15 protein-coding genes are annotated in these 11635 nt (G+C 37.4%); all 15 read right to left on the bottom strand.

Annotated elements, in window-relative coordinates; all coding sequences use genetic code 11:
* Window positions 1-151: 151 nt before the first annotated feature.
* The 15 genes from EGT49_RS02225 to atpF all read right to left on the bottom strand — a co-directional run bounded on the left by EGT49_RS02225 (window position 152) and on the right by atpF (window position 11607).
* A complete protein-coding gene (locus tag EGT49_RS02225; RefSeq protein ID WP_135371326.1) occupies window positions 152-1009 on the bottom strand; it encodes a helix-turn-helix transcriptional regulator in 858 nt (285 codons plus the stop codon).
* Between the two features lie 103 nt (window positions 1010-1112).
* Window positions 1113-1409, bottom strand: a complete 297-nt coding sequence (locus EGT49_RS02220) for a glycine cleavage system H family protein (RefSeq protein ID WP_135371325.1) — start codon at window positions 1407-1409, stop codon at window positions 1113-1115.
* Window positions 1410-1418: 9 nt separating this feature from the next.
* The gene (locus tag EGT49_RS02215; protein WP_135371324.1) at window positions 1419-2618 is read right to left on the bottom strand and encodes an FtsW/RodA/SpoVE family cell cycle protein; all 1200 of its coding nucleotides are present in this window, start codon (window positions 2616-2618) and stop codon (window positions 1419-1421) included.
* Between the two features lie 11 nt (window positions 2619-2629).
* Window positions 2630-2851, bottom strand: coding sequence for a DUF2969 family protein (locus tag EGT49_RS02210; RefSeq protein ID WP_135371323.1), 222 nt, complete (start codon window positions 2849-2851; stop codon window positions 2630-2632).
* A gap of 10 nt (window positions 2852-2861) precedes the next feature.
* The gene (yidD, locus tag EGT49_RS02205; RefSeq protein ID WP_135371322.1) at window positions 2862-3155 is read right to left on the bottom strand and encodes a membrane protein insertion efficiency factor YidD; all 294 of its coding nucleotides are present in this window, start codon (window positions 3153-3155) and stop codon (window positions 2862-2864) included.
* A gap of 1 nt (window position 3156) precedes the next feature.
* On the bottom strand, window positions 3157-3339 hold the full coding sequence (locus tag EGT49_RS02200; RefSeq protein ID WP_135371321.1) for a DNA-directed RNA polymerase subunit beta: 183 nt from the start codon (window positions 3337-3339) through the stop codon (window positions 3157-3159).
* A gap of 8 nt (window positions 3340-3347) precedes the next feature.
* Window positions 3348-4337, bottom strand: coding sequence for a rod shape-determining protein (gene mreB / locus EGT49_RS02195; RefSeq protein ID WP_135371320.1), 990 nt, complete (start codon window positions 4335-4337; stop codon window positions 3348-3350).
* A 104-nt stretch (window positions 4338-4441) separates the two neighbouring features.
* On the bottom strand, window positions 4442-5764 hold the full coding sequence (gene murA, locus EGT49_RS02190) for a UDP-N-acetylglucosamine 1-carboxyvinyltransferase (RefSeq protein ID WP_135371319.1): 1323 nt from the start codon (window positions 5762-5764) through the stop codon (window positions 4442-4444).
* Between the two features lie 28 nt (window positions 5765-5792).
* Window positions 5793-6023, bottom strand: a complete 231-nt coding sequence (locus EGT49_RS02185) for a DUF1146 family protein (RefSeq protein WP_135371318.1) — start codon at window positions 6021-6023, stop codon at window positions 5793-5795.
* A 121-nt stretch (window positions 6024-6144) separates the two neighbouring features.
* Window positions 6145-6573 carry a F0F1 ATP synthase subunit epsilon gene (locus tag EGT49_RS02180; protein WP_135371317.1) on the bottom strand — a complete coding sequence of 143 codons (429 nt, stop codon included), beginning with the start codon at window positions 6571-6573 and terminating at the stop codon, window positions 6145-6147.
* Between the two features lie 17 nt (window positions 6574-6590).
* Window positions 6591-8042 carry a F0F1 ATP synthase subunit beta gene (gene atpD / locus EGT49_RS02175; protein ID WP_425456242.1) on the bottom strand — a complete coding sequence of 484 codons (1452 nt, stop codon included), beginning with the start codon at window positions 8040-8042 and terminating at the stop codon, window positions 6591-6593.
* A gap of 19 nt (window positions 8043-8061) precedes the next feature.
* The gene (locus EGT49_RS02170; RefSeq protein WP_135371315.1) at window positions 8062-8979 is read right to left on the bottom strand and encodes a F0F1 ATP synthase subunit gamma; all 918 of its coding nucleotides are present in this window, start codon (window positions 8977-8979) and stop codon (window positions 8062-8064) included.
* Between the two features lie 17 nt (window positions 8980-8996).
* Entirely contained in the window at window positions 8997-10535 is a 1539-nt protein-coding gene (gene atpA, locus EGT49_RS02165; protein WP_135371314.1) for a F0F1 ATP synthase subunit alpha, read from the bottom strand.
* Between the two features lie 15 nt (window positions 10536-10550).
* Window positions 10551-11099 carry a F0F1 ATP synthase subunit delta gene (locus EGT49_RS02160; RefSeq protein ID WP_135371313.1) on the bottom strand — a complete coding sequence of 183 codons (549 nt, stop codon included), beginning with the start codon at window positions 11097-11099 and terminating at the stop codon, window positions 10551-10553.
* Complete coding sequence (gene atpF, locus EGT49_RS02155; protein WP_425456243.1) at window positions 11086-11607, bottom strand: F0F1 ATP synthase subunit B; 522 nt, start codon at window positions 11605-11607, stop codon at window positions 11086-11088. The genes EGT49_RS02160 and atpF overlap by 14 nt, the downstream gene beginning before the upstream one ends.
* Window positions 11608-11635 lie beyond the last annotated feature (28 nt).

Raw genomic sequence — 11635 nt, 5'->3', positions numbered from 1 at the left:
TTTTACTTGGCGGTGAAACGACTGAAGACGTTTCTTTACTAGTATATAGAAATAAGGTCCAGAAATCATTAGGATTTCTGGACCTTATTTTTGTCATCTAGGACTTTTGTCCCAAACTCCTTTTTTTTGGAAATTAATAAATTATTTTTATTTAAAAGATATTCAAATGCATATCTTTTACTTTAGATTTTAATTTTTCAAAAACTTGTTTATTTTCACTAATACTTGAAATCACATATGCTTTAATGTAATCTTCATCAGTCTTTTGACCAACGCGAGTACCAGCATCAGCTAAGTAACAGTACATCTCATCAAGCTTGAATAATGTCTGTTCTTTTCTAGCAATGAAGATACCTTCATTTGCATATTCAATGGCCTTTTGATTATCTTCTAATCTCAAGGACAAATCAGACATATTAGCATAAATCAAAATACTGTCATGGTAATTTTCATCACCGATCTTATCCAAACTAGATTTAATCAAGTCTTTAGCTTGATCATAATAAACTCTAGCTTCATCAACAGATTTCTTATTGATGTATGCCTTAGCTGTGAAGACATCAATTAAGATGTCATACATGTCAACATTAGCAATGTTCACGTTCATAGCGCGATTGAAATCAAAAATCGCCTTGTCGTAATTCTTGTTAGTGACATATTCAATCAAGCCGTGGAAGAAGTGAATTAGCTTAATTTCTTGTTTGTTATTAACGTTGATGTTTTTAAGCTTACCCAGTTTATCACTAATTCCAGCAAAATCATCTTGATAAAATGACTTTTTGATGTCACTAATTATTGAATAAATCTGACTATCGTCATTGACGATAACAAGGTTCATTGTGATACCCAGTCTCTCACAAATGCGAACCAATATTTCCATACTTGGAATCTTGTCTTTTTTTTCAATCAGGCTGACAGTTGCCTGTGTGCAAATGCCATCAGCTAACTCAGATTGAGAAATACCTCTGAGTTTTCTGTAGTGGCGAATTTTTTCACCTAAGATTTTCATTCTAAACTATCCCCATTCATTTATTAATTCCAAGGATAATTTAAACAGTTATTAAAAAATGTTGCAAGAAATATGCAGCGATAAAAAGATAAATTTTAAAAATTTAATTATTTACTTCAAAGAACCAAGCGTCTTTTTCGGTACCATTTAATAATTCAGGATTATCATTTAATTTATCGTTCACCTTGACGATCTTGCCGCTAACTGGGGATTCTAGCTCCACAACAGCTTTTTGAGCTTCAATTTCTCCACTCGATTCGCCTTGTTTGATTTCAGAATCTAGATCAGGTAGTTCAACATATTTGACATCGCCTAAAGTCTCTTGAGCCTCTTTTGTTAGACCTATACGTGTCGTATGCTCACCCTTTTTTACCCAATAATAATTTTTCTTATCACTCATAATTAATTCCTACCTTTGCTTAAAAGTACCATTTTCAAACATATAACTCTTGTGATGGAATCTCATCGACATAATCAAACCTATACCAATCATATTACCTAACAAAGCGGATCCACCTTGAGAGATAAATGGCAACGGAATACCTGTCAACGGTAAAAGTCCAACACTCATACCAATATTTTCAAAAACGTGGAACAAAATCATCATGATTACGCCAGTTGAAACATAGGCATAAAATTCATTCTTAGTATCAAATGTTACTTGAACCATTTGATAAATTAATAAGAAGTACAACAAAATCAAAACGCAAGAACCAACGAATCCAAAGTTTTCACCAATCACGGAGAAAATCATATCTGATTCCCGGACCGGAACATATACATTAGATACGTTGAACCCTTTACCAAACAATTGCCCTGACCCAATTGCCTTCATATTCTGCCAAATCTGATAACCATTCTCAGTCGTATCAGCTGAGGGATTACGCCAACTATCAATTCGAGCAAATTGATATGATCTGAAACCAAAGTTTCCTAGGATTTGACGTCCCCAATCAGTCGTCGCAAATAAGAGGGCAGTTCCACCCACGACAGCCACAATGAGGAATCCAATTAAAAGAATCCGCCAGTCAATTCCGGAAACTAAAATCATACCGCCAAGAATTGCCACGAAGACCAAAATCGTACCAAAGTCATTTTGCAATTTCAACAAGACCATGACTGGTAATGTCCACAAGAGGAGCTTTCCAAGCAACATGAAGTCGTTTTTGATCGTATGTGAGTACTCACTATTATGATTCGTAATAACTTTCCCTAGCATCAAAATAAAGGCCGGCTTCATCACCTCAGACGGCTGGAACGTAAATGACCCGATAGCGAACCAACTTTTTGCACCAGTATTTGCTGCATAGGCTCGACTATAAAAGATTAAAACCAAAACCAGTAACGCCAGTCCAAAAAAGTAAGCAATCGTCGCGACTTGCCATAATTGTTCAGCATCAAACTGCATAATTATGACGATGATAATTGCTCCTAAGACATACCAAGCCAATTGTGAGATAACATTTCGCAACGGATTCTGTGAATCTTGAATCGTGGCGACATAAATCGACATTAAACCAATGATGGCTAACATCATGACCGAAAAGATTATCCCATAATCAATTCTTGAATCCACATCATTATTTTTCTTTTCATTTCTTATTTGCATACCTACACCTATTAATGATTATGTAAATTGTATTGCATCAACAGTTCATTAATCGCATCATCAAATTTTACAGACTTAAAAGGAGTATCGTTGCTCTCAACAAATGACAAGTAACGGTCTGCATCTTTCTTGATTGTGCCGATATAATGTTTGCCATCCCAAAGTTCATAAGTTTCAGGATCACTACTGATATCTTTTAAATTTATTTCAACTGCTTTTTTTCTTCTAGACATTGAATCTTTCCTATTCTTTGTTATGAAATTTTTTTGCAATAATTTCATCTTCATATTTTTCCGGATGAGGATTTCTAAAAATAGTGAAATTATCTGGTACGGGATCTACCCCACCACGTACAAAGGGATTACAACGTAATATTCTTGCAATCCCCATGACAGTACCTAAAATTCCACCGTGCTTTTTTACCGCATCAATAAAGTAAGTCGAACACGTTGGGTAGTATCGACAACTAGGTGGCAATACAGGTGATATGAATTTTTGATAGAATCTGACGATTCCAATTAAAATTTTTTTTAGCATATTACCTCAAAAAGTCGAACATATGCATCCATGTACCAGGCCATAAGACCGCCAATGGATTTGATCCACCTAGTGTAGAACCAATCAACATACCCAAAACTAAAAATATTAACATTAATAATAGTACCCAACCAATTTTTCTAAAAATATCATGACGATATTCTTTACCAAAATCTCTTTTCATAATTTACCCTAGTATTTCTTATGTTTTTCAATATTTTCTAGCAAAACACCAGTACCTAGTGCAACAGAGTCAAGTGGGCTATCTGTCAATAAAACTGGTACCTGCAACTTATCAGACAGCAACTTGTCAAGATTTCTCAACAATGAGCCACCACCAGTTAACATGATACCACGATCAATTATATCACCTGATAATTCTGGAGGAGTTTGCTCCAAAACATTTTTAGCAGCTTCAACAATTTGATCCACTCCATCAGCCAATGCTTTTTGGACTTCAACTTCATTGATCGTAATTTCCTTTGGTAAACCAGTTACAATATCAATTCCGCTAGCTGAGAAAGTCTTATTTTCGTCAGCATCCATTACACAACCAATTTCCATCTTAATTTGTTCAGCGGTTCTTTCACCAATGATCAAAGCATGATTCTGCTTTACATAAGCTTGAATCGCACTAGTCATCTTATCACCCGCAAAACGCAACGAGCGACTCGTAACGATATCTCCCATTGAAATAACGGCGATATCACTCGTACCACCACCGATATCAATAACCATGTTTCCTTGTGGTTTAAAGATATCAAGTCCAGCACCAACGGCTGCAACTTTTGGTTCTAATTGCAAATAGACTTTACCTCCACCAGCTTGTTCAGCGGCTTCAATAATAGACTTTTGCTCGACTGGCGTAACGTTAGTTGGTGCACAGATCATAATAGTAGGCTTTGAAAAGCGGCTTCTCATATTTAATTTATCAATAAAATATTGAAGCATTTTCTCAGTAATATCAAAGTCAGCTATCACGCCATCTTTTAAAGGACGAATAGCTTTAATATTTGCTGGTGTTCTACCAACCATCATGTAAGCATCTTTACCAACGGCTACGACATCGTTATTATTCGTATTAATTGCTACGACAGAGGGTTCATTAAGCACAATTCCCTCGCCTTTTACATCAATAAGTACATTTGCTGTACCCAAATCAATTCCTAGATATTTCGACATACGTAATCCTCCAAAATCTAAACACAAAAAGTATATCATAACCAGCTCAATCATTAAATTGCCAATAAAAAAAGAAGTGGAAATTCCACTTCCTTAAACTAAGTTTAAGCCAATTTCGTAATACTTGGTATTGTATCCAATACTAAACTTTCTCGACCGGACTCATCGACAGCAACACGTCTAATGTTTGCGCCTAAGTTTCTTAATTTCTCAGTGAAGTGGTAATATCCACGATCTAAATATTGAAGGTTAGAAACTCTTGTCTCGCCTTCAGCAACCAATCCTGCTAAAACAAGTGCAGCAGCTGCACGTAAATCAGTTGCAGCAACATTGGCACCACTTAATTGTGCAGGACCGAACATAATTACTGAATTACCTTCAATTTTATAATCAGCCTTCATTTTTCCGAATTCAGGGAAATGCATAAATCTGTTTTCAAACACTGTTTCTGTCATTACAGTAGTTCCAACGCTTAACAATTGAGCTAAAGTCATTTGAGCTTGCATGTCAGTTGGGAAACCAGGGTGTGGCATTGTTTTGACATCAACCGGTTTCAATTGATTGGTACCTAAAACTCTGATACCTTCATCAGTTTCATCGATTCCTACACCCATTTCAATTAATTTCGAAATAAGAGGACGATTGTGGGCTGCAACGGCATCCTTGATAAAGATATCACCGTTTGTTACAGCAGCTGCTACCATGAATGTTCCGGCTTCAATACGGTCTTGCATAATTGAATGTTCACAACCATGTAAACTTTCAACGCCACGAATCTTCACAGTATTAGTACCTGCTCCAGTAACTTCTGCACCCATTTTACTTAAGACGTTCGCTAAATCAACAATTTCTGGTTCTCTGGCAGCGTTGTCGATAACGGTTTCACCATCAGCTAACGTAGCCGCCATCATAATATTTTGAGTAGCACCAACACTTGGGAAATCTAGATAAATGTTTGCACCATGTAACCCTTCAGTTTTGGCATCAATAAAGCCACCATTTTGATTGAATCTGGCACCCATTGCTTCAAGACCTTTAATATGCAAATCAATAGGTCTAGAACCAATTGCACAGCCACCAGGCATCGCAACGTGGGCTTCCTTATTTCTAGCCAACAAAGGACCTAAGACAACAATTGAAGCACGCATCTTATCGACAAGTTCTTCAGGAGCTGTAGTAGATGTTCCTTCACTAGTATCTACCGTTAAAACTTCATCAAATTCATCATATGAAACTTTGGCATCCAAAGCTTTTAAAACTTTTGACATTGTAATTACATCTGATAACGGAGGGATATTTGTTAAGGAGGTTTTACCCTTAGATGCTAAGATAGTCGCTGCTAAGATCGGTAAGGCAGCATTCTTGGCACCTTCAATTCTTACATTTCCCTTTAATTGCGTAGGTCCATTTACGATTATTTGTTGCACAATATTCTCCTCCAAAACCTGGAATCATTTAAAAAAGCAAGGCTATATTCTGGACTAGACTAAAAATACTCATGAAAAAAGAGCTTACAGTATAACCAAGAGCGATTGCAAGAAACGCTACAAGTAATTGTAACATTTTAGGATTGGTTTTGTTATATATCTTTTTCCAATCGACTACCTGTAGTAAATTAAAGCTTATCCAGATAAAGATAATATGGCTTACAAGCGTAATTATTGCATTTATTCCTAGATTTGTCATTTTATAAACCTCACTTTTTTAGATATTAACATTTTAACAAGGAAAATTGGGGCTTAATACCAATACTTTAAATTAATTTAAGCGAATAAAAAAAGACTGAGTCTCCTCAGTCTTTTTTATATTAATTACGATGTGAACTTACGTTAATTCTATTAATAGCTTTACGTAAGGATACTTGAGCACGAGCCAAATCATCAACGTTGTGTTTCTCTTCAGCAACTTTGATAGTCTTTTCAGCTTTTTGCTTAGCATACTTAGCACGTCTTAAATCAATATCTCTAGCTCTTTCGGCACTATTAGCTACGATTGAAACTAGACCATTACTAAACTCCAAGAATCCGCCATTAACGGCAATTGAGTCTTCGTGGTGAGGCTTATCGACACGACGAACACGAACTTCATCAATGATCAATGGAGCGATAATTGGAGCATGGTGAGCCATGACACCAATTTCACCATCGATAGTACTCAAAACAACGAGATTTGTGTGATGATCATAGACAACACCATCAGGAGTAACAATATTGACCTTTATAACATTTCCAGGCATATTATTTCCTCCTTCTGTTAATTAGCGACTGCTTCATTGTCGTCTTCTGCTTGACCATCAGCTGGTTGCCAGCCCATCTTCTTAGCCTTAGCAATTACATCATCAATTCCACCAACACCATTGAAGGCATCTTCTGGAACATCATCGTATTTACCGTCTAAGATAGCGCGGAAGTCTTTAACAGTTTCTTCAACTGGAACATAAGATCCTGGGACACCAGTAAATTGTTCAGCAACACTGAAGTTTTGTGACAAGAAGAATTGAATACGTCTTGCACGAGCAACAACAGTTTTTTCTTCATCAGACAATTCGTCCATACCCAAGATAGAAATAATATCTTGTAGTTCGTGATATCTTTGAAGAACCTCTTGAACCTCTGTAGCAACATTGTAGTGTTCTTGTCCAATAACATCTGGGTCAAGAGCAACTGATGATGAAGCTAGTGGATCAACGGCTGGATAGATACCTTGTTGTGTCAATCTACGTTCCAAGTTAGTTGTAGCATCCAAGTGAGCGAAAGTTGTAGCTGGAGCAGGATCAGTATAATCATCGGCAGGAACATAAACGGCTTGAATTGATGTGATTGAACCCTTCTTAGTTGAAGTGATTCTTTCTTGCAATTGACCCATTTCTGTAGCCAATGTTGGTTGATAACCAACGGCTGAAGGCATACGACCAAGCAAGGCTGAAACTTCAGAACCAGCTTGTGTAAATCTAAAGATGTTATCGATAAACAATAGAACATCTTGTCCTTCAACATCACGGAAGTACTCAGCAATTGTCAAACCTGTTAAGGCAACACGCATACGAGCACCAGGTGATTCGTTCATTTGACCATAAACCATGGCTGTCTTAGATAGAACACCGGATTCCTTCATTTCATAATAAAGGTCATTACCTTCACGTGTTCTTTCACCAACACCAGTAAATACTGAAATACCACCATGCTCTTCGGCGATATTGTGAATTAACTCTTGAATCAAAACGGTTTTACCAACACCGGCACCACCGAACAAACCAACTTTACCACCACGAACGTAAGGTTCGAGAAGGTCGATAACTTTGATTCCTGTTTCAAGAATTTCTGTTGATGTATTTAATTGATCATAAGCAGGTGCTTGTCTGTGAATACTATTTCTTGGGAAATCAGCAGGAAATTCCTTGCCCCCATCAATTGATTCACCTAAAACGTTAAACACACGACCCAATGTTTCTTTACCAACAGGTACAGAAATTGGACCGGCAGTGTTAATAACTTCAGCACCTCTTTGAAGTCCATCAGTAGAACTCATGGAAATAGCACGCAAGGCGCCATCACCTAGTTCTAGAGCAACTTCAAGGGTAATTTCCGAACCGTCATTTTTCTTAACTTTTAGCGCGTCGTTAATTTCTGGTAAGTCACCATCAATGGCAAACTCAACATCGACAACAGGTCCGATTACCTGAATAACTTTACCTTTGCTACTCATTATTTGGCTCCTTTCTAAACTATTCTAGTGCAGCAGCTCCACCGATGATTTCGGTGATTTCTGTAGTGATTTGAGCTTGACGAGCACGGTTGTAATGTAGTGACAAACTTGAAATAAGATCATCAGCATTATCAGAAGCACTCTTCATAGCAGTTACAGAAGCGGCATGCTCTGCTGTTTTTGCATCCATCATTGCTCCTAAAACTAAACACTCAATATATTGAGGCACAATTGCAGATAAAACTGCTTTAGGGTTTGGTTCAGTGATGTATTCACTAGCTACTTGTTGTTCTTCAGCGGTAACGTCATCAGGTTCGGTCAATGGCAAAAGTTTTTGAGTTGTAAAATTAGAAACTAATGAATTGACGTGATGATTATGACAAATATCAATTTCGTCAAACAACTCTGCTTGATACATTTGCAACATTGTCTTCATGATTGGTGTGATATCTTCAACTGTTGGAATATCAGGCAAACCTGTGTATTCATAAGCAATATCGAAACCACGTGCTTTGAAGAAAGCAGTACCAGTGGCACCTAGGGAAATGATAGTAAATTTACTTTTATCACCATGATATTTCTTTTGGAAAAGATCCATCATTGCTTTTAAAATATTACTATTGTATCCACCAACAAGACCACGGTCACTAGTAATAACGACGTAGGCAGTCTTCTTGACTTCACGAACTTTAAGAAGACTATTGAGACTTAGCGGATCAGTTGAATCATCAGAAATTGATAATTCTTTGAACACATCAGCCGCTGTTAAATGTCTAACAATAGCTTCAACCTTTTTTTCATACAATTGATAAGCAATAGACTTCTTTTCAATACGAGAGAGTTTAGCACCAGAGACCATTTGCATAGCCTTTGTAATTTGACCGGTTTTCTTAGTAGAAGAAATTCTTCTTTTAATATCCATAAGGGACTCAGCCATTATTCAAACCTCCAGTATTATTTATTGTCTTGCTTACTATCTGCATCAGACTTTGAAGCAACAAAGTTTTGTGTAAACTCACTTACAGCTGACTTCAATGTGTCTTCATCAGGTAATGTACCTTTTTCTTTGATTGTTTGTAATAGATCAGCGTGATTTGCGTCAAAATATTCAGAAAGTGAAGCTTCATATTCTTTAATATCATCAACGTTAATTTCGTCCAAATAACCTCTTGTCAAAGCAAACAAAATCAAAACTTGTTTTTGAACAGGAACTGGTGAGTGTACGGGTTGTTTTAGAACTTCCTCAGTACGACGACCACGATCTAGTTTTGCCTTTGTAGCTTCATCAAGATCTGAACCAAATTGTGCAAATGATTCCAATTCATGATATGAAGAAAGATCTAGACGTAAAGTACCAGCAACTTTCTTCATAGCCTTAATTTGGGCATCCCCACCAACACGAGAAACAGATGTACCAGCATCAATAGCTGGACGTGAACCTGAGTGGAACATATCACTACTCAAGAAAATCTGTCCATCAGTGATAGAAATAACGTTAGTTGGAATATAGGCTGACACATCACCGGCTTGTGTTTCGACGATAGGTAGAGCAGTCATTGAACCGCCACCTAAATCGTCACTCAACTTAGCAGCACGTTCTAGTAAACGTGAATGTAAGTAGAAAACATCACCAGGATATGCTTCACGCCCAGGTGGTCTACGAAGCAATAGCGAAATTTCACGGTAGGCATTGGCTTGCTTGCTTAAATCATCATAGACGATCAAAACGTGCTTACCATTGTACATGAAATATTCACCCATTGCGGCACCAGAATATGGTGCGAAATAAAGCATAGGTGCTGGTTGACTTGGACCAGCTTCAACAACGATTGTGTAATCCATTGCGCCATGCTTTCTCAAGGTTTCAACTTGGGCTCTAATTGTTGATTCCTTTTGTCCAATTGCGACATAGATACAAATCATATCTTGATCTTTTTGATTAAGAATAGTATCGATGGCAATTGATGTTTTACCAGTTTTACGGTCACCAATGATCAACTCACGTTGACCACGACCAATAGGAACAAGAGAGTCAACGGCTTTCAAACCTGTTTGTAGAGGTTCGAAAACTGACTTACGTTGCATAACACCGGGTGCAGGTGATTCGATAGGTCTTGTTTTGTCAGTCTTGATTTCACCAAGACCATCAACTGGTTGACCCAATGAATTAACGACACGTCCAACCATTGCATCACCAACAGGGACTTCCATGATACGACCTGTTCTTTTAACAGTATCGCCTTCACGAATTTTATCGTAATTACCTAAAATGATAATACCAACATCATCACTTTCAAGGTTTTGAGCCACACCAAAAGTACCGTCTTGGAATTCTAGTAATTCACTAGCCATAGCATTTTCAAGGCCGTTAGCACGAGCAATACCATCACCGACGTATGTAACTGTACCTACTTCATCAACTGAGAGTTCATTTTTATAGTTCTTTAACTGTTCTTTGATCAGCGAACTAATCTCTTCAGTTTTGATGCTCATTCTTTTCACCTCGACTTAATTATTAACTAATAGTGACTTCTTAATGTCGTTAAATCTCTTAACAACACTACCGTCAACGACTTGATCTCCAACACGGATCACAACGCCACCGATGATTTTTGAATCAACTATTTTCGTTAAATTTACTTCATTTACTGAAAATCTGTTTTTGATCACTGACTTCAGATTTTCTTCTTGAGCTTCGTCTAAATCGATTGCAGTCGTAACTGTAGCTTCAACGATGCCGTTTGTCTCGTCATACTTTTCAATAAAAGCATCGGCAATTTCTGAAACACAGTCCATACGATTGTTATCAAAGACTAAACCAAGGAAATCTTGCATTAAAGTGCTGAATTTGCTCTTCAATGTGTCTAAGATCTTTAGCTTTTCAGTGCGAGAAATAGAACGTCCTGCAAGAGCAAACCCTAGACCGGGATTCTCTTCATAAACTTGCTTTAGGATTTTTAAATCTTCAAGCATTTCTTCTACAGAATTTTGTTCTTGGGCAACTTCTAAAAGTGCCTTACTGTAACGTTTTCCCACTTGTTTTTTACTTAGACTCATTTACCGTCAACTCCTTAATATAAGAGTCGATTAGTGACTTTTGATCGTCCGCATTAAGTTCTTTAGAAATAACTTTCGAAGCAATTTCCAAAGACAAGTTTGCTATGTCTTTTTGTGCGCCTGCCATAGCATCTTGTTTAGCCTTTTGTGCATCGGATCTAGCTCTTTGTCTTACTTCTTCAGCTTCGCTATGGGCGTCAGATAGGATGGACTTCTTTTGAGTCTCACCACTTTCTTTTGCCTTATTAACAATTCCGACTGCTTCAGCACGTGAATTCTTTAATGCATTTTCACGTTCTGTTGCCAACTTTTTGGCACGAGCACGCTCTTGATCCGCATAATCAAGATCACCAGTAATCTTTTCAGATCTGGCATCCATCATTTTTGTAACTGGACCCCAAGCAAAGTGCTTAACAGCGAGTGCCAAAATGATGAAAGAAACAAGAATGAAAAGCATGTCACCCAAAGCTATCTTGCCAGCTCCGAGAACTAATAAACCTGCCAATATTCTTCACTCCTTCCTTTCAAATAGATAC

It is taken from the genome of Companilactobacillus suantsaicola (assembly GCF_004745525.1).
Classification (GTDB): domain Bacteria; phylum Bacillota; class Bacilli; order Lactobacillales; family Lactobacillaceae; genus Companilactobacillus; species Companilactobacillus suantsaicola.
The sequence above is the reverse complement of the archived record's forward strand: the minus strand, read 5'-3'. Positions and strand labels throughout refer to the sequence as shown.

What these genes read in the sequence shown, in the direction of transcription:
- EGT49_RS02180 (WP_135371317.1), bottom strand. Translation starts at nt 6,573, where the DNA reads ATGCCTGGAAATGTTATAAAGGTCAATATTGTTACTCCTGATGGTGTT.
- EGT49_RS02210 (WP_135371323.1), bottom strand. Translation starts at nt 2,851, where the DNA reads ATGTCTAGAAGAAAAAAAGCAGTTGAAATAAATTTAAAAGATATCAGT.
- atpA (WP_135371314.1), bottom strand. Translation starts at nt 10,535, where the DNA reads ATGAGCATCAAAACTGAAGAGATTAGTTCGCTGATCAAAGAACAGTTA.
- EGT49_RS02160 (WP_135371313.1), bottom strand. Translation starts at nt 11,099, where the DNA reads ATGAGTCTAAGTAAAAAACAAGTGGGAAAACGTTACAGTAAGGCACTT.
- mreB (WP_135371320.1), bottom strand. Translation starts at nt 4,337, where the DNA reads ATGTCGAAATATCTAGGAATTGATTTGGGTACAGCAAATGTACTTATT.
- yidD (WP_135371322.1), bottom strand. Translation starts at nt 3,155, where the DNA reads ATGCTAAAAAAAATTTTAATTGGAATCGTCAGATTCTATCAAAAATTC.
- atpD (WP_425456242.1), bottom strand. Translation starts at nt 8,042, where the DNA reads ATGAGTAGCAAAGGTAAAGTTATTCAGGTAATCGGACCTGTTGTCGAT.
- EGT49_RS02215 (WP_135371324.1), bottom strand. Translation starts at nt 2,618, where the DNA reads ATGCAAATAAGAAATGAAAAGAAAAATAATGATGTGGATTCAAGAATT.
- EGT49_RS02185 (WP_135371318.1), bottom strand. Translation starts at nt 6,023, where the DNA reads ATGACAAATCTAGGAATAAATGCAATAATTACGCTTGTAAGCCATATT.
- EGT49_RS02220 (WP_135371325.1), bottom strand. Translation starts at nt 1,409, where the DNA reads ATGAGTGATAAGAAAAATTATTATTGGGTAAAAAAGGGTGAGCATACG.
- EGT49_RS02200 (WP_135371321.1), bottom strand. Translation starts at nt 3,339, where the DNA reads ATGAAAAGAGATTTTGGTAAAGAATATCGTCATGATATTTTTAGAAAA.
- EGT49_RS02170 (WP_135371315.1), bottom strand. Translation starts at nt 8,979, where the DNA reads ATGGCTGAGTCCCTTATGGATATTAAAAGAAGAATTTCTTCTACTAAG.
- EGT49_RS02225 (WP_135371326.1), bottom strand. Translation starts at nt 1,009, where the DNA reads ATGAAAATCTTAGGTGAAAAAATTCGCCACTACAGAAAACTCAGAGGT.